The 21,865-nt window shown below is 43.2% G+C and carries 23 protein-coding genes; 5 read left to right on the top strand and 18 right to left on the bottom strand.

Annotated features, from left to right (window positions below):
• Nucleotides 1-2: 2 nt before the first annotated feature.
• A complete protein-coding gene (locus DACSA_RS10290) occupies nucleotides 3-2,573 on the bottom strand; it encodes a sigma 54-interacting transcriptional regulator (RefSeq protein ID WP_015229699.1) in 2,571 nt (856 codons plus the stop codon).
• A 376-nt stretch (nucleotides 2,574-2,949) separates the two neighbouring features.
• Between DACSA_RS10290 and DACSA_RS10285 the strand changes: the two genes are divergently transcribed.
• Both DACSA_RS10285 and DACSA_RS10280 read left to right on the top strand, forming a co-directional pair.
• Complete coding sequence (locus DACSA_RS10285; RefSeq protein ID WP_015229697.1) at nucleotides 2,950-4,083, top strand: NAD(P)/FAD-dependent oxidoreductase; 1,134 nt, start codon at nucleotides 2,950-2,952, stop codon at nucleotides 4,081-4,083.
• Nucleotides 4,084-4,098: 15 nt separating this feature from the next.
• Nucleotides 4,099-4,674: a Uma2 family endonuclease gene (locus DACSA_RS10280; protein ID WP_015229696.1), complete on the top strand. Its 576-nt coding sequence runs from the start codon at nucleotides 4,099-4,101 to the stop codon at nucleotides 4,672-4,674.
• Nucleotides 4,675-4,676: 2 nt separating this feature from the next.
• Here the strand turns inward: DACSA_RS10280 and DACSA_RS10275 are convergent, their stop codons facing one another.
• Entirely contained in the window at nucleotides 4,677-4,979 is a 303-nt protein-coding gene (locus DACSA_RS10275) for a hypothetical protein (RefSeq protein ID WP_015229695.1), read from the bottom strand.
• Nucleotides 4,980-5,045: 66 nt separating this feature from the next.
• Between DACSA_RS10275 and DACSA_RS10270 the strand changes: the two genes are divergently transcribed.
• Nucleotides 5,046-5,321 (top strand): DUF6439 family protein, encoded by a 276-nt coding sequence (locus tag DACSA_RS10270; RefSeq protein ID WP_015229694.1) that lies wholly within the window; start codon nucleotides 5,046-5,048, stop codon nucleotides 5,319-5,321.
• Nucleotides 5,322-5,421: 100 nt separating this feature from the next.
• Here the strand turns inward: DACSA_RS10270 and DACSA_RS10265 are convergent, their stop codons facing one another.
• From DACSA_RS10265 to DACSA_RS10255, 3 genes are all read right to left on the bottom strand, one after another.
• Entirely contained in the window at nucleotides 5,422-5,736 is a 315-nt protein-coding gene (locus DACSA_RS10265) for a DUF2283 domain-containing protein (protein ID WP_015229693.1), read from the bottom strand.
• Complete coding sequence (locus DACSA_RS10260; RefSeq protein ID WP_015229692.1) at nucleotides 5,730-6,020, bottom strand: DUF4258 domain-containing protein; 291 nt, start codon at nucleotides 6,018-6,020, stop codon at nucleotides 5,730-5,732. The genes DACSA_RS10265 and DACSA_RS10260 overlap by 7 nt, the downstream gene beginning before the upstream one ends.
• Before the next feature lie 80 nt (nucleotides 6,021-6,100).
• Entirely contained in the window at nucleotides 6,101-7,030 is a 930-nt protein-coding gene (locus tag DACSA_RS10255) for a cobalamin-binding protein (RefSeq protein ID WP_015229691.1), read from the bottom strand.
• Nucleotides 7,031-7,682: 652 nt separating this feature from the next.
• Here DACSA_RS10255 and hflX point away from each other — a divergent pair.
• Entirely contained in the window at nucleotides 7,683-9,383 is a 1,701-nt protein-coding gene (gene hflX, locus DACSA_RS10245; RefSeq protein ID WP_041235802.1) for a GTPase HflX, read from the top strand.
• 156 nt (nucleotides 9,384-9,539) lie between these two features.
• Here the strand turns inward: hflX and DACSA_RS10240 are convergent, their stop codons facing one another.
• The 13 genes from DACSA_RS10240 to dnaK all read right to left on the bottom strand — a co-directional run bounded on the left by DACSA_RS10240 (nucleotide 9,540) and on the right by dnaK (nucleotide 20,766).
• Nucleotides 9,540-10,364 (bottom strand): SHOCT domain-containing protein, encoded by an 825-nt coding sequence (locus DACSA_RS10240; protein WP_015229687.1) that lies wholly within the window; start codon nucleotides 10,362-10,364, stop codon nucleotides 9,540-9,542.
• A 53-nt stretch (nucleotides 10,365-10,417) separates the two neighbouring features.
• Entirely contained in the window at nucleotides 10,418-11,593 is a 1,176-nt protein-coding gene (locus tag DACSA_RS10235) for a pyridoxal phosphate-dependent aminotransferase (RefSeq protein ID WP_015229686.1), read from the bottom strand.
• A 428-nt stretch (nucleotides 11,594-12,021) separates the two neighbouring features.
• Nucleotides 12,022-12,510 carry an SH3 domain-containing protein gene (locus DACSA_RS10230; RefSeq protein ID WP_015229685.1) on the bottom strand — a complete coding sequence of 163 codons (489 nt, stop codon included), beginning with the start codon at nucleotides 12,508-12,510 and terminating at the stop codon, nucleotides 12,022-12,024.
• Between the two features lie 24 nt (nucleotides 12,511-12,534).
• Entirely contained in the window at nucleotides 12,535-14,028 is a 1,494-nt protein-coding gene (locus DACSA_RS10225; protein ID WP_015229684.1) for an AAA family ATPase, read from the bottom strand.
• Complete coding sequence (locus DACSA_RS10220; RefSeq protein ID WP_015229683.1) at nucleotides 14,028-14,546, bottom strand: YceD family protein; 519 nt, start codon at nucleotides 14,544-14,546, stop codon at nucleotides 14,028-14,030. Before DACSA_RS10220 ends, DACSA_RS10225 begins: the two co-directional genes overlap by 1 nt.
• Nucleotides 14,547-14,766: 220 nt before the next feature.
• Nucleotides 14,767-15,270, bottom strand: coding sequence for a Jag family protein (locus DACSA_RS10215; protein WP_015229682.1), 504 nt, complete (start codon nucleotides 15,268-15,270; stop codon nucleotides 14,767-14,769).
• Nucleotides 15,271-15,276: 6 nt separating this feature from the next.
• Nucleotides 15,277-16,431, bottom strand: coding sequence for a membrane protein insertase YidC (gene yidC / locus DACSA_RS10210; RefSeq protein WP_015229681.1), 1,155 nt, complete (start codon nucleotides 16,429-16,431; stop codon nucleotides 15,277-15,279).
• A gap of 91 nt (nucleotides 16,432-16,522) precedes the next feature.
• Nucleotides 16,523-16,918, bottom strand: a complete 396-nt coding sequence (locus DACSA_RS10205) for a PH domain-containing protein (protein ID WP_015229680.1) — start codon at nucleotides 16,916-16,918, stop codon at nucleotides 16,523-16,525.
• Entirely contained in the window at nucleotides 16,908-17,270 is a 363-nt protein-coding gene (gene rnpA, locus DACSA_RS10200; protein ID WP_015229679.1) for a ribonuclease P protein component, read from the bottom strand. Before rnpA ends, DACSA_RS10205 begins: the two co-directional genes overlap by 11 nt.
• A 21-nt stretch (nucleotides 17,271-17,291) precedes the next feature.
• The gene (gene rpmH, locus DACSA_RS10195) at nucleotides 17,292-17,429 is read right to left on the bottom strand and encodes a 50S ribosomal protein L34 (protein WP_015229678.1); all 138 of its coding nucleotides are present in this window, start codon (nucleotides 17,427-17,429) and stop codon (nucleotides 17,292-17,294) included.
• A 75-nt stretch (nucleotides 17,430-17,504) separates the two neighbouring features.
• Entirely contained in the window at nucleotides 17,505-17,717 is a 213-nt protein-coding gene (locus DACSA_RS19110; RefSeq protein WP_071880314.1) for a Txe/YoeB family addiction module toxin, read from the bottom strand.
• Between the two features lie 157 nt (nucleotides 17,718-17,874).
• Nucleotides 17,875-18,117, bottom strand: a complete 243-nt coding sequence (locus DACSA_RS10190) for a type II toxin-antitoxin system Phd/YefM family antitoxin (RefSeq protein WP_015229677.1) — start codon at nucleotides 18,115-18,117, stop codon at nucleotides 17,875-17,877.
• A gap of 720 nt (nucleotides 18,118-18,837) precedes the next feature.
• Nucleotides 18,838-20,766, bottom strand: a complete 1,929-nt coding sequence (dnaK, locus tag DACSA_RS10185) for a molecular chaperone DnaK (protein ID WP_015229676.1) — start codon at nucleotides 20,764-20,766, stop codon at nucleotides 18,838-18,840.
• 404 nt (nucleotides 20,767-21,170) lie between these two features.
• Here dnaK and DACSA_RS10175 point away from each other — a divergent pair, with 404 nt between their 5' ends.
• The gene (locus tag DACSA_RS10175; protein WP_156800758.1) at nucleotides 21,171-21,731 is read left to right on the top strand and encodes a response regulator; all 561 of its coding nucleotides are present in this window, start codon (nucleotides 21,171-21,173) and stop codon (nucleotides 21,729-21,731) included.
• Nucleotides 21,732-21,865 lie beyond the last annotated feature (134 nt).

Genomic DNA, 21,865 nt, shown 5'->3' with positions numbered 1-21,865 from the left:
CTTTAAACAATCAACTCCCAAAACGAGACCGATAACGCCAAAATTGCCAAATATTGAGGTAAGAGCGACCAAAAAGAACTGCGAAGGATTTTTTGAGTCAAAATCACAGCTAATAACCCCCCAACGAATAATGTCACCCCTTGTAAAAAATCAATCACTATCGGATCAGCTACCGCGATCGGAAAACCTTCACCATTTAGCCCAAACGTCGCCGCCATCACAGGGAGTAAGCGTCCTCCTTCCCCTAACCCTAAATCGAGATAATGGGCTAAATTTGCCCCCAAAACGAGAGGGAGATAGCCATAAGCACTTTCCAGCAAAGGAAGCGGTTTCTGGTGGACTCCTTTCGGGTTAAGAAAGATGGTCAACTGATGTAATAACCCCCTGCTAATTTGGGCGAAAATGGGAATCAAAGCTGGTACAGTTAACGCCGCTACAGAAACCAGAAAATGCACCCAAAAGTTTTCTAAATTCCAACTCAGTCCCCAATACGCTTGAATTTCTGGGAGACGATGCAAAAACACCACATCTAACAAGAGAAATAATAACGCCACTTCATAAGCGTGGGGCTGATGCGTCGTCCATAACTCGATCCCTGGAGGGCGTAAATTCACCTCTACGGAACGATGGGGACAGGCTTTAAGACAAGTCATGCACAAAACACAATCTCGATTATCGTCCAATTGTGCAGGATGAGAATAGAGGGGACAACCCATGGTTTCTTGTCCTTCTCCTTTTTCCGGACCGCCTTTATAACATTGATAAGTGGTACATTCAGCAGAACAAGTCCCCTGTTGCGCTCGTAATTCCGTCATGGAGAGTTTCGCAAACATTCCGTTCATCCCCCCGATGGGACAAAGATAGCGACACCAAAATCGCCGTTCAAATAGTAGGGAAAAGATCACAGCACCGGCGGTAATCAAAAGCAGTAAACAAGCGGAAAGATAAGCGGTGTTTTCTAAATGCCACAGTTCTTCCCAGAGTAAAATCAAGGCAAATAAGCCGAATAAAAACCAACCCCCCCATTGTTCCGCCGACTGACGGGGCCAGCGTTTCAGTTCGCGAGGAAATAACCACAGAGAGATTTTTTGGGTGAGTTCCCCATAAATCATAAACGGACAGACAGCGCACCATAATCGTCCCACAAAGGGAAAAGCAATGAGAACACCGGGCCACCACCACGCCCAAAATAGATTCAGCGCAAAATTCTCGGAACGAGTTTGCGGTCCAAGAAATAAAATGGCGACCACAAGGGTAAACGCTGGGAGAACAAACCAATAGTTAAAGCGGTCTGGATACCAAACACTTCTCAGGAAGCGACGGAAACGGGGAAAGGTGTTCAGGAGATTCAGGCGAAATTGTTTCTTTTTGCTTTGGGAGGGCCAGACAATTTCCTCGGTTAGGGGTTGTCCTTCTGGTAATTGGACGATCGCCCGTCGGATCAAATTCTCCAATTCGGTTAAATTGTTAGGAAAATCATAGGCTTGTAAGCGTCGGGTTGCTTCTGTGGTCAATTGTGGTTTTTTCAGTCCTTTACTGCGACAAATTAAACTAATGTAGTATTTGACTTGATCTTCTATGTCTCCTTTCCGCACTCGCAACGGCGGGACTTTAATTCTCTGTTGAACTAAACCATCGAGTTCGGGGATGGTTTTTTCGGAAATTAGAATAATTCGAGCTTGAGAGGTTTTTGGGGGAGGAGGAGGTTCATCTGCGCGGGGAACAGGGGTGTAGGTGTTATCTTTGAGGAGTTGCGCGATCGAGGGCAATAATTCTGGATCAAGTTCTTGAACGTTATTGAAAACGAGAGTTCCCTTTCCTAACGCTTCAATTAAACCAAATTTGCCTTGAGACCGTCCAAATAATTGTGCGCCACTGGCTTGTAACGTGCTACAGTCAATTTTGATAATGGGTTCTCGTCGCTGGGATGAACCGAAATGAATCAACGCCCCCGTGTTATCTTTTCCTAACCCTGGTTCACCAAAAATTAACACTGATTCTCGACTCTCTGAGGCTTGTTTAATTTGTTGTCGCAAACGCACCGCATACCGACTTCTTCCGACAATTCCTCGTCTGGCTTTTGTCACCAAATATGGACGTAAAATATAGGAGCGTTCTTGTTCAAAGTTAAGTTGTGAGGAAACCAGTGCTAATTCTTCCGCCAGTTGTTGGGAAAAAACTTGAGTAATTTCGGGATATTTTGCGATTAATGCTCGCATTTTCTCGCTATTGAGAAACCAAAATTTACATTCGCTTTTGGTGATGATTGTTTCCCTTGTCGGTTGATTGAGAATTAATGATTTTAAGTTGATAATACTGCCTGGAAGTAAACTAAAATTTGAGGACAGTTTGTTAGAAGTTTGGGGAGTAATTTTCGGTGAGGGTTGACTTTCTATTTGTCCAGACTGAAGGATATACAGTCCTAATGGCTGCGTTTCTGCTTGGACTAAGGTTTGATTTGATCCTGCGATTCGTTCCTCTAATAACGGTGCGATCGCGCTAAGGACGTTTTCTGGTAAAACTGCTAATGCTGTCCGTTCTTGTAACCATGTTACGATTTGGGAAATACTCATTCCCTTTCCCTCCTCTCGTTCTTGTTGATTTCAATTTTAAGATAATTATTCAGGATTAGGGATTAAGTTTTATGATTGAACCGATTAATTTTTTAGTTCCTTTAGCACTTTTGGGGTTGATTGCTTTCGCTGCTGTTTTTTTCGCCTCTCGTTCTCGTTAACAAGATACTATAGCAATCCTAAATGAATTGTAAATTAATCCCCCCTAACCCCCCAATGATCGGGGGGAACGGTTAATCAACTTTTTACGAATGATTTAGAACTGCTATATTAACAAATAACAAACAACAAACAACAAATAACAAAGGTAATGAACAGTAAGCAGTGTTTAGAATTTATGAAGGAATTGTCAGTGTTAGTGGGTTCTGCTTAAGTTATGAAAACTTATGACTGGTTGGTAATTGGTGGCGGAATAACAGGCGCAAGTTTAGCTTATGAATTACAGAATCAAGGGTGGAAGGTTTTACTTTTAGAACCGATTTCCACTCTCGAAAATGCTACTCGTTATAGTTATGGAGGACTCCCATTTTGGTCGGGAAATTCCCCCGAAACTAGAGAACTTTGTCAAGAAGGAATTAATCTCCATCGACAACTTTCTGATGTTTTAGATGGGGAGACAGAATTTAGAGAAATCAATTTATTATTAACGATTAGAAAAGGGGAGTCTCCTGAAGAAGTTGTTAAGCAATATCAAGGCTGTGAGATGCCGCCACAACTGTTGAGTGTTGAGGAAAGTTGTGAGTTAGAACCGTTATTAAATCCGAGTGCGATCGAGGGGACAATTTGTTTTCCTCATGGTCATATTAATCCCAAAAAAACTAACGAAGCCTATCTAAAAACTTTCACTCGTCTCGGTGGAGAAATCGCTAAGGAAACGGTTAATTCCTTTCAATTTAATCAAGAAACGGTAGTAGGAGTAAAGACAAATAAAAACACTTACTCGGCTAAAAATACGGTAATTTGTGCGGGAGGAAAAACTCGTCATTTAGGTAAGCAATTGGGGATTAAAGTTCCCATTTATTTTACTCACGCCGAATTACTAGAAACCCCTCCCCTTGATCTTAAATTAAATAGCTTGATTATGCCAGCAAATGACCAGAGATTGAGTTTAGAAACCAACGCAACTCAACCCGAAAAGGAACAATTGTGGGAGGAAAAAGAACAGAAACTAGCAGAAGCGGTGATCGATCCAGGGGCGATTCAATTCTGCGATCGACATTTATGTATCGGTCAAATTAGTCGCACAATTAGCGATTTTCAGCCTAAAATTGATGAGAAGGCGAGTGAGTCTTGGTTACGGGAAGAAATCGGAACATTATTACCAGATTTAAAAGATGTTCCAGGGAAATGGCAACATTGTTTAATTGCATTTAGTCCACAAGGGAAAGCAACGATCGGTCAATTAGAAAATTATCAAGGAATTTATGTCTTTTCTGGTTTTACGAGTCCCCTTTTATTTGCGCCTCCCTTAGCCAAAAGATTCGCTCGATCGATGTCAGAATCGGATTAGAATAATAGATTAAAAATGTCTCAACTCACCTTAAATCTAAATTCCATCATTCAATTAGATCGTGAACAGTTTTATAAAATTTGTGAAGAAAATCCAGAATTAAAATTAGAACGGACAGCTAAAGGAAACTTAATCGTTATGTCACCCACTGGGGGAGAAACAGGACGTAAAAATGCCAATTTGATTGGTCAATTGTGGATGTGGAATGAACAGACTCAACAGGGAGAAGTGTTTGATTCTTCCACAGGATTTAGTCTTCCCAATGGTTCGGATCGCGCTCCTGATGTGGCTTGGTTAGAAAAGTCTCGTTGGGAATCTTTAACTCTTGAACAACGAGAGAAATTTATTCCTTTATGTCCAGATTTTGTTATTGAAATGCTTTCTCCCAGTGATAATCTAAAACAGACGCAAGAGAAATTAACAGAATATATGGACAACGGTTGTCGTTTAGGTTGGTTAATTAACCGTCGCCACAAAACTGTAGAAATTTATCGCCCAAATCAAACCCCAGAAATTATTAAAAAACCTTTCTCGTTATCAGGGGAAAATGTTTTATTAGGTTTTAATTTGAGTTTAAGTAAATTTTGGTAGTATTAACTATTAGAAGAATTGAGAAGCCAGCCAATAATAATTCCTAAACCGCCAAAACGGACAGCTAACCAAAAGGGTTCAGCAAAATCTTTCCAAGTGACAAGACTACTTTCAAGGTGATGTTCTAAGGATTCTAGTTCAGATTGAAGACGCTGGAGTTTCGCCTCTAATTGCTCTTTTCTGGCTCGATCGCGCTGGATTTGACTATAACGCCGTCGGAGATTAATCAGCGTTTCTTCTACTTGTTGAAGGCGAGTTTCCCACTGTTGATCATCTTGGGGGGGCTGAGAATCGGAAGAAGACATTTTAGAATAGAATTAATAATCACGCTGCTCGTTAGCTATTGTACTCTTGAAAGACGCATCAAATTTATGTCACAATCTATTTCTACCACCCAAGATGATCTCGCACAAAAAAGCACCCTTGAATTAGCGCAACTTCTCGCTGAAAAATGCGCGATCGCGCCCAATGATTGGCATCGCCTCAAAGCTAACCGCAAAGCCCAAGCGAATCAACACATTACCGCAGCCCTAGTTTATCTGGAATCTGGACAAACCCAAGAGGCTCTGGCACACTTACAGCAAGCAGTGGGATGGCTCGATCGATCGGTTTCTCCTCTACCTTGTCCCACACACGGCACACATTAATCAAGTCTGTAGAGATGTGCGATACTTCGACAAGCTCAGTAACAGGTACGTCTCTACAGATAGACTGCTCTAGTAAAATTTTAAGGTCAAGGAAAATGAGTTATGCAGTTTTTGAAAAAGCAGAAAGATTCGGGGACTCTTTTCCGAAAAAAATCGTAAATTTAGGAGTCAACTTTGACAAAGAAAATAAACAAGTTTCTATAATCTCTTTGTCTCGGAGTTGCAGAGGTAAATTTAGATTAATAAATTCTTCACGAGAAAGAGAGTCTAAGCGATAAAACTCAATTCCTCTAATTTTATCCTTAACATCAAAATCATAAACAATACCAGGAGCAATTTCTTCAGATTCAATAACTTTTGAGTCTAGAAGTTTGATGTAGGCAGCTTGTGATTCCTGATCATATCTGATTAGCATAGAAACCTTCTTTTGGCATTCCTATCAAAGTAGCAAGTAACAATTTGCCAAGGAGTTTTGGTTTTATTATAAACGACTTTAAAAACTCGCTCGACTTCATCCTCACAATCAGAAATTTTCCCAAAAGCACAAGTTAGGTCTGGATCATTATGATCTGGTTCGGTTGCGATGGGATTGAGTAAGGTTTCCTCAATCCAAGTTAATCTGAGTTCTCGTTCAAGCAACTGCGTTTGAGCGTGCTTAGTTAACTCAACCGTCAAGTTTTCAGATAAACGGCAGATCATGTTATTTTTATTAAACTATTTTAAAGAGACTTTCTTTAATTAAATAATCATTATTTGCATGATCATACCAGAAATTTTGACTACAATTTTTCCCAGCTTTTTCCTTGATAACCATAAGAAAACTGTTGAGGATGTAACATTTCCGCCAACATTTCTAAGGAATCCACTAAGCGCGGACCAGGACGATTAAAATAGGCATTACCATCAGCAATGTAAACGCGATCGGTTTGTACGGCTTTTAATTGTGACCAGTGTGAACGTTCTTTTAAAACTTGTGCCTCTTTGCGAGTGCGATCGAGGTCGAAGCCACAGGGCAAAATCACAATTGCATCAGGATCAGCATCGCTTAAATTCTGCCAATCCAGATAGCGCGATCGTTCTCCAGTCTCATCTAAAATTGGTTCGCCCCCTGCCATTTTTACCAATTCTGGAAGCCAATTCCCCCCTGACATCAAGGGATCAATCCACTCGATCGTTACCACTCGCGGACAGTTTTCTGCTGTAATTTGGTCAGTAATCCGAGTACAAGCATCCACCCGACTTTGGAGATCAGCTAACGCCTGTTGTGAGTCCACACCGAGACGATCCGCCACTTGCTTTAAGTCTGCCCAAACCTGAGTTAAAACATTTCCCTGTAAGGAAATTACTTCTGGCTGACTCGAAACTAATTGTGAGGTAGCTTCCTGTACTTGGGTCATACTGACAGCACAAGCATCACATTGATCTTGAGTCAAAATATGAGTGGGCTGTAATCTCTCTAAAACATCAGTTTTAATCTCATAAATACTCAACGCCGACTGCATCAAAGATTGTACATCCTCATCAATAGCGGCACTATTTTTTTGAGAATTTAAGCGGGCTTCTGTACAAACGGGCAAAGATTGTACTTTTGGGGGATAATCGCATTCATGGGAACGCCCGACTAAGTGATCCGTTAAACCTAAAGCGGCAACGGTTTCGGTTGCGCTTGGTAAAAGAGAGACGATTCTTAAAGTATTAGAGTTTGTCATAATAACCTAGAAATTAATTTAGTAGTGAGGTCGAGAAATTGTGCAGCGAAAAACCTGATATGAGGATCATGTTGGGTGATCACCCAACCTACTGCTAAAACGTAGGTTGGGTTTCGCTTCCCTCCACCCAACACTAAAACGTAGGTTGGGTGGAGGGAAGCGAAACCCAACACCAATTGTAAATCAAATGTGGAATCATGTTGGGTGAGCACCCAACCTACTGCTGCTACTGATATGAGGATCATGTTGAGTGATCACCCAACCTACTGCTTGTAGTTCCCCCAAACTTGGGGGTTAGGGGGCGATACTGCTAATTGTAAATCAAACGTGGAATTATGTTGGGTGATCACCCAACCTACTGCTTGTAGTTCCCCCAAACTTGGGGGTTAGGGGGGCGATACTGCTAATTGTAAATCAAACGTGGAATTATGTTGGGTGATCACCCAACCTACTGCTTGTAGTTCCCCAAACTTGGGGTTAGGGGGCGATACTGCTAATTGTAAATCAAACGTGGAATTATGTTGGGTGATCACCCAACCTACTGCTTGTAGTTCCCCCAAACTTGGGGGTTAGGGGGCGATACTCTCTTGTGGCAACATTCTGCTGCTAAAATGAGATTGAAAGGAGAGTGAAAACAAGGAGATGAGTGTCGATCGAGCAAATTCACGGCAATCTAAAAGGACTAAAATCCAGCCAAATCAAACAACTCAAAAAGCTATACCACCAAAATCAACCGCGCGATCTTGCCACCACCCCCGAATTTGCCCAACGGATTGCAGCCATCAGTACAGAAATTAATCAAGCGGTGTCTGCTTATATTAACCGACGGGGGCAGGTGATTCGAGTGGGCGTGGGAAACCCTCGACAAACCCAAATTCCCCCTCTAGAATTGCCTCGTTACGGTGCAAAACGCTTGTCTGGGATTCGTTGTGTTACTACCGCACTGAAATCAGAACCGCCCAATAAACCCACACTCACTGCAATGGTGTTACAGCGATTAGATGCGTTAGTGACTTTAACTCTCACTGGCAGTGGGTTTCAACGACGGGGAGGGGGCGCAACGGGTTACGTGGAGTCTGCTTATTTAGCCCATCTTGCCCCAGAATTCGATCGCGCGGCTGCCACAGAAAATGACGAGGGAATGTATTGGACGATTTCACCGCCGTTAAGTCTGGATATTCTCACTAAGCAGGATTTTCTCAACCTTGTGGAAGGGTTGGAGGAAGAATTTGAACGGGAGTATGTGGCGCAGCAAGTTGATAGTTCTCATCAGCGTGTGGTAGTTGTGGGGTTGATGACCGCCGATTTGTCTTTACAACAGTTTGAGGCAGGTTTAGCAGAAGTAACTCGTTTGGTGGATACCGCAGGCGGTGAGGTGTTACAAACCATTACTCAGCGTCGCAGTCGTCCTCACCCACAAACGGTGATTGGTGCGGGGAAAGTGGAGGAAATCGCGATCGCGGTGCAAACGGTAGGAGCGAGTTTAGTCACGTTTGATCAAGATTTGAGTCCCGCACAAGCACGAAATTTAGAACAACAAATTGGTGTGAGGGTGATCGATCGAACGGAGTTAATTTTAGACATTTTTGCTCAAAGGGCGCGATCGCGCGCGGGAAAACTGCAAGTCGAACTTGCCCAACTGGAATATCTCCTTCCCCGTCTGGTAGGGCGTGGGGAAGCCATGTCTCGTCTCGGTGGCGGAATTGGCACAAGGGGACCGGGAGAAACGAAACTGGAAACCGAACGCCGTCGCATTCAAAAGCGAGTCTCACGGTTACAGCAGGAAGTGAACCAATTACAATCCCATCGTTCCCGAATGCGCCAACAGCGTCAAAAACAAGAAGTGCCGACGGTGGCTGTGGTGGGTTACACCAATGCGGGAAAATCAACGTTACTCAATCACTTGACAAATGCTGATATTTATGCAGAGGATCAACTGTTTGCCACCCTCGATCCTACCACGCGGCGGTTGAGTGTTCCGATTCAGGAGGAGTTACAAACGGTGTTACTGACAGATACCGTTGGATTTATCCGAGAATTGCCTCCGTCGCTGATTGATGCTTTTCGCGCTACTTTAGAGGAAGTTAGCGAAGCTGATGCGATCCTTCACGTCGTTGATTTATCCCATCCTGCTTGGAAAAGTCAAATTCAATCAGTGAGTCAAATTTTAGAGGAAATGCCAATTACGCCCCCAGACAGTTTATTGGTGTTTAATAAACTTGATCAAGTAGATAATGAAACGCTGACTGAGGCAAAAGATAGCTTTCCCAGTGCCGTTTTTATTTCTGCACAAAAACGATTAGGGTTAGAAACTTTACGAGAAAAGATCGGTAAAATGATTGAGAATATCTAGGGCTTGCTGAAAAAGTCCATTGGTTGGTTTAGTAAGGCAAGTTGCCTTAGGCAAGGTGCGTGACGATTGAACAATCAATGAACTTGCATTTTTACTCATATCTTAATCTCCTCAAATCCTTATTTGGTAAAACTTTCAGCTTTATTCAGCAAAAATTTAAAGCTGAGATAACTTCGCTTGATATTCGGCTTCGGTTAAAATACCGTTGTCTCTTGCTTCTTTTAATTTCTGCTTTTTCGATAGCTTTTCTCTTGCAGATGCTTCCACTGAGTTGAGTTTGGCTTCATATTCATCTGCATCTAAAATCCCACTGGCAAACGCTTCTTGTAATTGATTGCTTTTTTCTTCAATCAAGATTTCAATTTCTCTTTCGTCGATTTTTTCCTCTAGTTTTCGTTTCTTTTTCTCAAATTCTTCTTGACTGATAATCTCTTGATTTAAGGCGGATTGTAATTGATCGATTTCTGCTTTAATTTCACTAATGGCACGCGATCGAGCGACAGAGGAAGCCGACTCAGTATTAATCGTTTCCTTACTCACGGTAACAGTGGAGGAAGAAGGAGTGGCAGCTTCACTCACTCGTTTTAAGTTTAAAGTATTTTGAAGATGATTGATTAAATCTCGTTCTAAAACCAACGCCCAACCCGCCCCAGCAAACCCAGTAAAAATAGTAAAACCACTGGTAAACATTGCCGTTAAACCCGCCCCAGTGATATTCCGAAACCATTTTCCGACACGAGTTTCAATAATAAATTCTCCTTGTGTCGTGGGCGCATTTGACCAATAAATATTAACCCGAAACGCCAAATTTGTTCCTGATAAAGTTCTTAGAAAGCCCGTTTTTTTCGCCTGTACTAAATAAACCTCTCCCGTTTGGGTGCTTTCTACTTCATATTCTTTATTTTTGAACCAGAGGGTGATTTCTCGGTAAACTCTGGAGAGAGTATCTTGTTCCGTCGCTACAAAATAATGTTTAGTCATTGTTACACTCCAGATGGGAAGCAGATTGATTGGACTTAATTCTAGGATAGTCTCTAGCGATGATAACGGATTCCTGCAGCTTTCATCCGCTCGATCGCGCTTTTGATTTTTGCTTCTGGTATCGTTAAGGCAATGCGAAAATATCCTTCTCCTGTCGCCCCATACCCATTACCAGGGGGAACAATAATCCCACATTGATCTAATAACAGATTGGTAAATTCTTGGGAGGTATAACCCGACGGCACTTGCACCCAAACATAAAGGGTTGCTTTGGGAGGAGTAATCTCCCAACCGAGACTCCGCAACCCTTCTACAATTAAATCTCGTCGCCGTTGATAAACCGCCGTTACTTTCTCAATTTCAGCGCGAGGGGTTTCTAATGCGGTGATTACGGCTTTTTGAATTGCCCGAAACACACCAGAATCCACATTACTTTTCACCCTTGCTAATCCTTGAATCCCTAGAGAATTTCCCACTACAAACCCCACACGCCAACCCGTCATATTATAAGATTTTGAAGCGCTATGAAACTCGATCGCGCAGTCTTTCGCATTCGGAACTTGTAACACACTGGGCGGTTGATAACCATCATAAGCCATCTCGGCATAAGCATGATCATGGCAGAGTAAAATGTCATACTGACGACAAAAAGCCGCTAATTCCGTAAAAAAGTCTAAACTTGCCAACGCCCCCGTTGGGTTATTGGGATAATTCACCCAAAGTAACTTCGCCTTTTCCGCAATAGTGGGTGGAATCTGGTTTAAGTCTGGCAAAAAGGCATTTTCTGGCTTTAAGGGCATAGTGTAGGGTTTCCCGTCTGCAAACAGGGTGGCGGTGTTATAAACAGGATAACCAGGATCGGGAATCAGGGTATAATCCCCAGGGTCAACAAATGCTAAAAATGTATTGTGAATCGCCTCTTTTGAGCCAATAGAGGACAGAATTTCTGTTTCGGGGTCAATATCCATAACGCCGTAACGACGAGCCATAAACGCCGCTACTGCCTTCCGAAACTCGATCGTTCCCTGATAGGGAGGATAGCAGTGGTTACTTCCATCCTCGATCGCTTCGTGCATGGTCTGGAGAATCGGGGCAGGAGTAGGTTGATCGGGATCACCAACTCCTAAATTGATCAGATCGACTCCTGCAGCGAGGAGTTTTTGGCGTTTCCGATTAATTTCTGCAAACAGATAAGGAGGGATTCGATCCAGACGTTGCGCGAATTGCATATTTGGTTATTGGTTATTGGTTATTGGTTATTGGTTATTGGTTATTGGTTATTGGTTATTGGTTATTGGTTATTGGTTATTGGTTATTGGTTATAGCAGTTCTAATTCATTTGTAAAAAGTTTATCAACCGTTCCCCCCTTTCAAAGGGGGGTTAGGGGGGATTAATTTAAAATTCATTTGGGATTACTATAGCAATTCTATATCTTATGTAAAAACTTGACTCATGGAAGCCCCCAGACTTGGGGGTTTGGGGGCAAAAAACATTGACAAATCATCTAGGGGGTTTGGGGGCAAAAAACATTGACAAATCATCTAGTAGGATTGTTATAGCAGTTCTATATCTTATGTAAAAACTTGACTCATGGAAGCCCCCAGATTTGGGGGTTTGGGGGCAGAACACAATCATGTACATTAATTTAGTTATTGATTAATTAATTTTTTCCACATTCCCTGCTTTTACCCAGGCTTGTTGACCGCTTTCGGGAACATAAACTTTCTGCCAATTCCCATCACTACTGCTACCGATAACGACTAATTTATCACCATAATAAACCCCTCCCACTCTTGATGCTGAGGGATTCGGATTTGATCGTAAACTTAACCCAGACGGCCAATTTACACTGGCTTCATAAGCCTGTTCCCCAAAACGGTCTTTTATGGTTTTTGGTTTGGGTTCAGGTTCAGGTTCAGGTTCAGGTTCAGGTTCAGGTTCGGGTTTCGGTTCAGGTTCAGTATTGCTTGTATTTTGTGCAGGAGACTTTTCTTCTGAAGAATTTTCTTCTGAATAAACGGGTTTCGGCGGTGCGTCTGACAGTCGACTTAAAAAGAAGTAAGCGACTGCTGCGCCCGTTCCCGTGAGAACAAACACGCCGAGGAGAAATCCGACAATAAATTGTGCTAAACCAGAGAGACTCATAAGCGTTCGGTTAGGGAATGAGATTTAGAAGGTGATAGCCTGATCACGAGAGGCTTTACGCGCTCTTCCTGCGCTAACCCATTGTTTCAGAAATTGAATTTCCTCTTGGGCGGTACGAGCTAAGGGAACAATTTGACTCGCTGCTTGCAGGATATCATCACTGGTAAAGTCTCGGTTCTCGCTAAAACCAATGTGCATCGCCTCAATTATAGTCTGTTCAATTTCCGCACCAGAAAAGTCTGGGGTTTCGTAGGCGAGTCGTTCTAAATCGTAATCTTTGATGTTGTGGGGACGCAAATGGGAGAGATGAACGGAAAAAATTTCTTGTCTTTCGCTGCCAGTGGGGAGATCAACGAAGAAGATTTCGTCAAAGCGTCCTTTTCTCAGCATTTCAGGAGGAAGAGAACGAACATTATTGGCGGTGGCGACGACAAACACGGGAGAGGTTTTCTCTGCTAACCAGGTGATAAATGTCCCGAAAACCCGACTACTGGTTCCAGAGTCTCCTTGTCCAGTTAAGCCAGAAAAGGCTTTATCAATTTCGTCAATCCAGAGAATACAGGGGGAAAGGGCTTCGGCGAGGGTGATCATTTGTCGGGTGCGAGATTCCGATTCTCCTACTAATCCCCCGAATAATCGTCCCACATCCAAGCGCAACAGGGGAAGATGCCAATGGTGGGCGATCGCCTTGGCGGTGAGAGATTTTCCTGTGCCTTGAATCCCCACTAGAAGCAAGCCACGAGGGTGAGGGAGTCCATAAGTACGAGCGCGATCGCTGAATGATCCACCGCGACGGAGTAACCAGTCTTTCAGGTTATCTAAGCCCCCAATATCTGAAATTTCTTCGGTAGCAGGATAAAAGTCGAGGATTTGGGTTTGACGAATGGATTGTCGTTTTTCGGCGAGAACTAATTCCACGTCTTCGGGTTGTAATGCCCCATGATCGGCGATCGCGCGGGTTAAAACGCGACGAATCCGCTCTAATGATAATCCTCTCGCAGAACGGACAAAAGCATCAATTTGCTTTTCGGGTAGCGTTTGCGGAATGCCACTAATCAGTTGTTCCACTTCCGATTTAATTTCTTGACTATCAGGAAGCGGAAACTCCACTACGGTTAAGACTTCAGTTAAATCAGAGGGAATGGACATCTCTGGGGAAATCAAGACGATGTTGATGGGAAGCGATTTCAGTTTCCGAGAGAGATTCCGCAGTTTCCTCGCAACTGAAATGTCTTCTAAAAACCGATGAAAGTCTCGTAAAATAACAACTGACCCGTTGCTAGTGGAGAGTTTTTCCACATATTCTAGAGCTTGTAAAGGGTTGCGTTGAGCCGTTCCCGCGTTGTTGGGGTTATCTTGATAGCCCTCCACAAAATCCCAAATATAAACGTTACGATTTCCCACTCGTTTCGCACATTGGGCGATCGCGCTTTCGGCACGTTCTTCTTCAAAGGTGGGAAGATAAATTAAGGGATAACAGGCTCTTAACAGTAATTCAAACTCTTCGGCGAAACTCATCATTGATCCTCTAGACTGCGATCGGGCAATTTTTCTTTCAATGCTGCCAAACTCGCCCACCGTTGATCCACTGGCGGCGTATCCACATAATCGTAACTTCCCGCAACCGAATCACTGCTTAATTTACGGATCGGCATTTGTAAACAAAACTGTTCATAAAGCCAGGTTTCAGGTTCAAAATAGCCTTGTGCGGGTAGGCTTTCTGTTAATTCTTCGAGAGGGGTTTCCACCTCTTTCGGGAGTGCTTCTTCTTCCTCTGGATGGTCTTTCAGCCAAATCAGTTCGCTTGTATCCACCACCAAACGCTGATTATATTGTTGCAACGTTCGATCGCACACTAAAGTTTTTATGGTTTCTGCATTGGCTGAGACTTCCAAATAATTCCCACAGTGGGTAATTACCACTGTTCCTCGCACTGGGGTTAAAGTCTCTAAACCTGGAATAAAGGCTTTCACATCAAGTTGCTGACTTTTTCTAGGTGCTTTTAAGAGTCTTGGGATATAAATTGCTTCTAGCATCGCACCGTATAGCAGTTCTAAATCGTTCGTAAAAAGTTGATTAACCGTTCCCCCCTTACGAAGGGGGGCTAGGGGGGATTAACCGTTCCCTCCTTAGGAAGGGGGGCTAGGGGGGATTAACCGTTCCCCCCTTACGAAGGGGGGGCTAGGTTTTACCCTGAGCCTGTCGAAGGGGGGGATTAATTTACAATTCATTTGGCATTGCTATATCAATTAATCGTTAATCGCTTTTGCGTTGTACCACCAAGCGTCGATCGGGGTCTTCCCCTCGGCTAAATGATTCTAACCCCTCATATTGTTGCAAAAACTGATGAATTTGTCGCCGTTCGGCACTAGAGAGAGAATCGAGTTCAACTTTCTCCCCAGTTTCCGACACTTGCCAAGCGGTTTTTTCCGCTAAGACTCGTAACTCTTTTTCTCGTTGTTGCCGATACCCTTTGAACTCAATGGTAAACGCCATTTGTTCTTCTGGGGACAAACCGATATTCAAACAAGTATTGGCGAGATACTGTAGGGAATCTAAGGTTTTTCCCTGATCCTTCAGTAATGCTTTCACCTGTTCTTCGTTTAAATCCGTGTCATCAATGACTAACCAAGGATTTTGATCAGCAATTGTGGTTTCTGCGGTTTCATTGGGGTTAGAAAGTTTAACAGAAGTCGGGGTTCCCATCAGGGCTAAAACGTTTTCTAGCCACTGTTGACCCCGATTGACGGTTTGATCCATATTGATTTATCCTGATGCTTTTTCTTTTTTGCGCGATCGTTTTTGTTTTTCAAACGGAAGGCTTTCTTGTCCTTTCTCTTTCTTCTCCTGCTTCTCTTGTTCCTCTACAATTTTCTGTAGATTATCTGGCAAAGGTTCTCGCATCAGAATTAAAGTTTGCAAGGTTTGGAAGACGTTAGCAAGGACAATATACATTAACACCCCAGCTGGAAGCGGGAAGAATAAGAACATCCCCGTAAATAAGATGGGCGTGATTTGGCTAATCAACTGTTGTTGAGAGTTATCACCACTTTTATTGGATTGACCAGAGAGTTTCTGGTTAGCGTATAAACTAATCCCGAAGAAAATCACCATTCCCAGAATATCCCAGTGAATTGTGCCATCTTCACCGACCGCACCAACGCGACCGAGGGCTTCAATAAAGATGAAACCTTCATTTTTAGCGACACCGGGGAGACTGGCTTTAATGGACACCTCTCCAGGGGCGATCGCGCTGATTGTCCCATCTTCATTGATTTTTACTCGTTCTTGACCTTTCACTACTTCCAAGTTCGGGGCTAAGTTCGACTCAGTTTCCGCGTTTAACTGGTTTAAAGACTTCCCTTCCTCAGTTTGAAACTCAAGTTGTGTGGTTTGTCCCACGCCTAAATTTTCACTGGGTAGTAACGCTAAAACCTTATAGTGAACATCCTCATTGATATAGACATTTTCCGCCTTAGTGGTAACAGTTTCTGGTTGTACCGACTCAATTTGTTCTCTAGGGAAAATCTGCATATCTACGGTGTAATCCACATCCGCAAAAGGCGATCCGCGCAAAGTAGCAAATAAAGCAAATAAAATCGGCATTTGCAGAATAACAGGAAAACATCCCGCCAAAGGATTCCCATATTCTTTATAAACCGCGCTCATTTCTTGGCGTTGCTTTTCTGGATCATCCTTATATCGTTCTTGTACCTCCTTCACTTTTTTCTGCATTGCTGGCTGGGCAACTCGCATCCGTCTCATGCTACGGATTGACTTCGCACTCAAGGGGTAGAGGGCGAAACGAATCACCAGGGTTAAAGCAATAATGGCAAACCCATAACTGGGGACAATCCCGTGAAAAAAGTCCAGGATTGGCAGCATTATGTTGTTAGAAATAAATCCGATCCCAAAATCCATGCGTCTTCTCGCTTCGTGTTTTTGCGTGTACTCTTATCTTTGTTTTAATGTATCGAATCTTAAATGATTCGTTTGCGATCCAGTTACCAATTTAACGAGTCGTAATCGCTTCTAGGGATTTTCCAGTTTTGGTTGCTACTTTTTCGGCAATATAATCGTGAATTTCTCTATATTTCGGAACGGCGCGCATTTCTAAACGACTTTTATCATTGAGGGTGAGGATAATATCTCCCCATAAACCAATGCCACGAGGAATTTTAACTAATTTTGTAATTTCTGTATAAACCACGTCGGTTCGATCGCGCCCACGCCAGCCCCCGATAACCGATAAGCGTCGATCGGTGATCCGATACCGAAGCCACAACGCTCGCACCAATGCGCCAACCGTAAACGGCAAACAAATCACCGTAAAGCCCAATAGAACATTTAGCACTAAATCCCCTTTGTGAGGGCCCCCTTCAAAATAAACGTTTTCTTTAATACCCATATAAAACCTCAAGTTTGATTAATAACTCTCTTAATTCTCGCAAAAAATCTTCATATTGGCACACTTGAGCTTGTGGCTTCACAATCACGACCAGTTTCAAACCTTGGGGGAACTGAGGTAACAACCCTTGCAGAATCGCACGAATCTGGCGTTTAATGCGATTTCGCACCACCGCCTTTTTACTCACTTTTAAGCTGATAGAAATCCCAACTTGGGGAGGAGAAACATCATTGGGGGAAACTTCCCGAAGCAAAAGAAGGACTAAATATTTCCCCGAACAACGTTCTCCTTTCTGATAGACCGCCTTAAACTGATTACGATGTCTAAGTCGGTTCGCCTTTGGTAAACCCACAATCCAATTTTCGGGTTTAAGTTAAACTGATAAACGCGCCCGTCCTTTTTTGCGACGAGCATTAATTACATTTTTACCGTTATGAGTCCGCATTCTGGCGCGGAAACCACATTTCCGTTTTTGTTTTAAGCGAGTACCACGTAAGGTTTGTTGTGCCATATTCTAATTTTGATAGAGGTTCGATCGTCCAATTTTCAGGACTAACATTGTAACAAACAAATCCTCAAAGCGTTTCTATTCATAGTGAGACCACATTCGGATTACCTTGACCGCTTTCTCCTCCTCCAAAATTTCGTAAACCAAACGATGTTGAATATTGATGCGACGAGAGTAAGCCCCAGTTAAATCCCCAACCAACTTTTCATAGGGGGGAGGATTAGTGTATGGATTGTTGGCAAGGATTGCAAGAAGTTTCTGAGCTTTTGGTTTTAAACCGCTTCTTGCCAGCTTTTTATAGCGCTACAAAATTAGGTTAGGACATTCCAAAATGTTGAAACTCACCTATACCTTACTCTTGCCTCTTGCCTCTTGCCTCTTGCCTTTTGCCTAGCGCGTAGCGCTATAGCATCTTTTTGGGCTTGCTTGGTGTACATCAGTTTCCAATTCACCAATCCAATTCCTCATCACATTCATTCAGAGGAGTTGTTAACCCTTCTTTAATAGATTCACGCATTTCTGGAATTGAGAGTAAGTAGAGGGTTTCTTGGATAGCAGACCAATCTTCTTTTGCCAGCAGAATTGCAGTGTGATTGTCTCCCTCTATTTCGATCGGTTGATGAGAGGAAGCAGTTTCCTCGATCAACTGATTGAGGTTGGCTTGGGCATCATTTAGAAAATGGAGATTCATAATCGCGAAGGCTACTCTTAACTCAAGTTATAGTAATTAACTCGCTCATTGACCGTAGGGTGAGCATTGCCCACCTTACAAGATGTAACTGATAATTGGTGTTGGGTTTCGTAAACTCCACCCAACCTACTTTTTATCTGATAATTGGTGTTGGGTTTCGTAAACTCTAGCTCATTGACCGTAGGGTGGGCATTGCCCACCCTACAAGATGTAACTTTTTATCTGATATTAAGTGATCTTCCCCCCTTTCAAAGGGGGGTTAGGGGGGATAGAACAGACTTTCAAAGGGGGGTTAGGGGGGATAGAACAGACTTTCAAAGGGGGGTTAGGGGGGATAGAACAGACTTTCAAAGGGGGGTTAGGGGGGATAGAACAGACTTTCAAAGGGGGGTTAGGGGGGATAGAACAGACTTTCAAAGGGGGGTTAGGGGGGATAGAACAGACTTTCAAAGGGGGGTTAGGGGGGATAGAACAGACTTTCAAAGGGGGGTTAGGGGGGATAGAACAGACTTTCAAAGGGGGGTTAGGGGGGATAGAACAGACTTTCAAAGGGGGGTTAGGGGGGATAGAACAGACTTTCAAAGGGGGGTTAGGGGGGATAGAACAGACTTTCAAAGGGGGGTTAGGGGGGATAGAACAGACTTTCAAAGGGGGGTTAGGGGGGATAGAACAGACTTTCAAAGGGGGGTTAGGGGGGATAGGACAGATTCTAAAAGAAACTTACTTCGTTTCCGAGAACTCAGCATCAATGACATCATCGCCATCAGACTTACTACTGGAAGACTCAGAAGAAGCGCCATTGGTGCTAGTATCATCGCCAGTGGCTGCATCCGTCGCCGCGCCGCCATCTTGCTGATAAACACTCGAACCAATGCTGTAAAGCACTTGTTGCAATTCTGGCATTAGTTTCTGAATTTGCTCATCATTGTCTTGGGAAGTTGCTTCTTTCAGTTGACTGATCAAGTCTTCTGCTTTGCTTTTCTCCTCTGCGGCAACCTTATCACCGAGTTCGTTGATTTGTTTTTCCGCTTGATAAACCAAGGAGTCTGCTTGATTTTTCCGTTCGATTTTCTCCCGACGCTGTTTGTCTTCCTCTGCGTTTTTCTCAGCTTCATCAACCATGCGTTCCACTTCTTCTTCGGGAAGCGTCGAAGCACCTGTAATGCTGATGGACTGTTCTTTACCGCTTCCTTTATCCTTCGCGGTTACGTTAAGGATACCATTCGCGTCAATGTCGAAGGTAACTTCGATTTGAGGAACACCGCGAGGGGCGGGGGGAATGCCATCTAAGCGGAATGTTCCTAAACTCTTGTTGTCTTTGGCAAATTCACGTTCCCCTTGTAAAACATGGATTTCCACGTTGGTTTGTCCATCTACCGCAGTGGAGAAGGTTTCTGCTTTTTTGGTGGGAATGGTGGTGTTGCGTTGGATCATGGCTGTCATTACACCGCCGAGAGTTTCCACACCGAGGGAAAGAGGGGTTACGTCTAACAGGAGAATGTCTTTAACTTCCCCAGAGAGAACGCCACCTTGAATCGCTGCACCGACTGCGACCACTTCATCTGGGTTAACGGTGAGGTTGGGGTCTTTTCCTAGTTTTTTCTTGACTAATTCTTGAATGGCAGGAATACGGGTTGAACCCCCTACCATGACGATTTCGTCAATTTTGCTTTTATCGAGTTTGGCATCTTTGAGGGCGTTTTCTACGGGAACGCTGCATCGATCGATCAAATCTGAGCAAATTTCCTCAAATTTCGCCCGTGTCAGCGTCATATCGAGGTGTTTCGGCCCTTCTTGAGTCGCTGTGATAAAGGGAAGGTTCACATCCGCTTGACTAACACTGGAAAGCTCGATTTTCGCTTTTTCGGCGGCTTCGGTTAAACGTTGCAGCGCTTGCTTATCTTGACGGAGATCAATTCCCTCTTGGTTTTTAAATTCTTCAGCTAAGTGATCAACAATTTTCTTATCAAAGTCATCACCGCCTAAGTGAGTATCACCAGAAGTGGCTAATACTTCAAATACACCGTCACCAACTTCTAAGATAGAAACGTCAAACGTACCGCCACCTAAGTCAAAGACAAGAATCGTTTCGTTGCTTTTCTTATCTAACCCATAAGCGAGGGAAGCCGCCGTCGGTTCGTTAATGATGCGTTTGACATCTAAACCTGCAATTTTTCCCGCGTCTTTGGTGGCTTGACGTTGCGAGTCGTTAAAGTATGCGGGAACAGTAATCACCGCTTCGGTGACGGTTTCTCCTAAATACTTACTGGCATCATCGACCAGTTTCCGCAAGACTTGCGCTGAAATTTCTTCGGCGGCGAATTGCTGATCCTGATTGGGGCATTCTAGCTTAACGTTACCGTCATTGGAACGCTTGACATCGTAGGAAACTTCTTTCGCTTCCTCTTTAATTTCGTCGAATTTACGTCCAATAAACCGCTTAACGGAATAAAATGTGTTTTGAGGGTTCATTACCCCTTGACGCTTGGCGATTTGACCGACCAATCGATCGCCGTTTTTGGCATAACCGACGACGGAAGGGGTGGTACGAAAGCCTTCTGCGTTAGAAATAACTGTAGGCTTTCCCCCTTCCATAACGGCGACACAGGAATTGGTTGTGCCAAGGTCGATTCCGACTACCTTTGCCATAATTTATGCCTCTCTCCTTTACTTGCTACTATAATTTTTTTGATGAGTTGATTTGTATTTTCTCTACTCTCTATGATGAAAGGCAACAGCAGGCTTAAAAAGTGCTGGATACCGAACAAAGGCATGGCGGTTAAGAAAGGGTTAATGAGGGAGGATTTAATTTTCTGTGGGGATTACTACTTTTTAGGGGATGGAATGACATCGGATTTTGTTTTTAAAGTTGGTGAAACCGATTCGGTGATCAGGTTACACTAATGAATATTGTTAACCGACTTAATCTTCCCTCATCTCTGGTTTGAGCGCGATCGATTTTTTGGTAAAGTAACCCTAAGCAACGATCGAGCTTAGTTTCACTCAATCAAAAATCAATTTTTTAGGATAACTTTCGCACAATTAAGGAGTCAATCAAAATGCAGAAAATACTGGTCATTGATGACAGCAAAATGATCAGAATGCGAGTTAAAGATATGTTACCTGGTGGTAATCTTGAAGTTATCGAAGCCAGAGATGGACAAGATGGTATCGAGAAAATTCACTCAGAAAAACCACAACTGATTATTTTAGATTTCCTGTTACCCAGAAAAAGTGGTTGGGAAGTTTATCAAGAAATACAAAATGACCCCAATTTAACCGCGACCCCTTTAGTTTTAATGTCGGGACGAAAAGAGGAGGTGACAGAGAAAATTTCCGAGCCATTTGAATATTTTGCTTTCGTAGAAAAACCATTTGAGCGCGACCAATTGGTAAAAGCGATTAAGGATGCGAGAAATAAAGCAAGTAAGAGAAAAGCAGCAACTGTTCCTCCAGCGACGGAAACCACTCAAGAAGGAGGAGAAGATGTGGCGACTCTGAAAGCTGAAGTTGACCAACTAAATAAGAAAGTCGAGAAAATGCAAGGTCAAATTGATCAACTTCATAAGCAAGTGAATCAGTTAGTCTCTTCTGTGAAAAAGAAAATGTCTTAGGTCTTTAAGGTAGATATTTAAATATGAAAGCCGCTTTTATCCTCAAAGTTTTCTTGTTTTCTACACTGATTTCCGTTGTTATCAAGTCTCTCGCTCCTTATGTTTCAATTTCAGCTTCTTCCGGACTAGCGATT

The sequence above is a fragment of the Dactylococcopsis salina PCC 8305 genome, assembly GCF_000317615.1.
Classification (GTDB): domain Bacteria; phylum Cyanobacteriota; class Cyanobacteriia; order Cyanobacteriales; family Rubidibacteraceae; genus Halothece; species Halothece salina.
The sequence above is the reverse complement of the archived record's forward strand: the minus strand, read 5'-3'. Positions and strand labels throughout refer to the sequence as shown.

Bases quoted from the DNA above. Each gene is read 5' to 3' on its own strand.
- DACSA_RS10275 (WP_015229695.1), bottom strand. From the start codon at position 4,979: ATGTCTTCTTCCGATTCTCAGCCCCCCCAAGATGATCAACAGTGGGAA.
- DACSA_RS10265 (WP_015229693.1), bottom strand. From the start codon at position 5,736: ATGCTAATCAGATATGATCAGGAATCACAAGCTGCCTACATCAAACTT.
- dnaK (WP_015229676.1), bottom strand. From the start codon at position 20,766: ATGGCAAAGGTAGTCGGAATCGACCTTGGCACAACCAATTCCTGTGTC.
- DACSA_RS10230 (WP_015229685.1), bottom strand. From the start codon at position 12,510: ATGAGTCTCTCTGGTTTAGCACAATTTATTGTCGGATTTCTCCTCGGC.
- DACSA_RS10190 (WP_015229677.1), bottom strand. From the start codon at position 18,117: ATGAATCTCCATTTTCTAAATGATGCCCAAGCCAACCTCAATCAGTTG.
- DACSA_RS10285 (WP_015229697.1), top strand. From the start codon at position 2,950: ATGAAAACTTATGACTGGTTGGTAATTGGTGGCGGAATAACAGGCGCA.
- DACSA_RS10280 (WP_015229696.1), top strand. From the start codon at position 4,099: ATGTCTCAACTCACCTTAAATCTAAATTCCATCATTCAATTAGATCGT.
- DACSA_RS10220 (WP_015229683.1), bottom strand. From the start codon at position 14,546: ATGCTAGAAGCAATTTATATCCCAAGACTCTTAAAAGCACCTAGAAAA.
- DACSA_RS10290 (WP_015229699.1), bottom strand. From the start codon at position 2,573: ATGAGTATTTCCCAAATCGTAACATGGTTACAAGAACGGACAGCATTA.
- DACSA_RS10255 (WP_015229691.1), bottom strand. From the start codon at position 7,030: ATGACAAACTCTAATACTTTAAGAATCGTCTCTCTTTTACCAAGCGCA.
- DACSA_RS10235 (WP_015229686.1), bottom strand. From the start codon at position 11,593: ATGCAATTCGCGCAACGTCTGGATCGAATCCCTCCTTATCTGTTTGCA.
- DACSA_RS10270 (WP_015229694.1), top strand. From the start codon at position 5,046: ATGTCACAATCTATTTCTACCACCCAAGATGATCTCGCACAAAAAAGC.
- DACSA_RS10225 (WP_015229684.1), bottom strand. From the start codon at position 14,028: ATGAGTTTCGCCGAAGAGTTTGAATTACTGTTAAGAGCCTGTTATCCC.
- DACSA_RS10205 (WP_015229680.1), bottom strand. From the start codon at position 16,918: ATGGGTATTAAAGAAAACGTTTATTTTGAAGGGGGCCCTCACAAAGGG.
- rpmH (WP_015229678.1), bottom strand. From the start codon at position 17,429: ATGGCACAACAAACCTTACGTGGTACTCGCTTAAAACAAAAACGGAAA.
- DACSA_RS10215 (WP_015229682.1), bottom strand. From the start codon at position 15,270: ATGGATCAAACCGTCAATCGGGGTCAACAGTGGCTAGAAAACGTTTTA.
- DACSA_RS10260 (WP_015229692.1), bottom strand. From the start codon at position 6,020: ATGATCTGCCGTTTATCTGAAAACTTGACGGTTGAGTTAACTAAGCAC.
- DACSA_RS10240 (WP_015229687.1), bottom strand. From the start codon at position 10,364: ATGACTAAACATTATTTTGTAGCGACGGAACAAGATACTCTCTCCAGA.
- yidC (WP_015229681.1), bottom strand. From the start codon at position 16,431: ATGGATTTTGGGATCGGATTTATTTCTAACAACATAATGCTGCCAATC.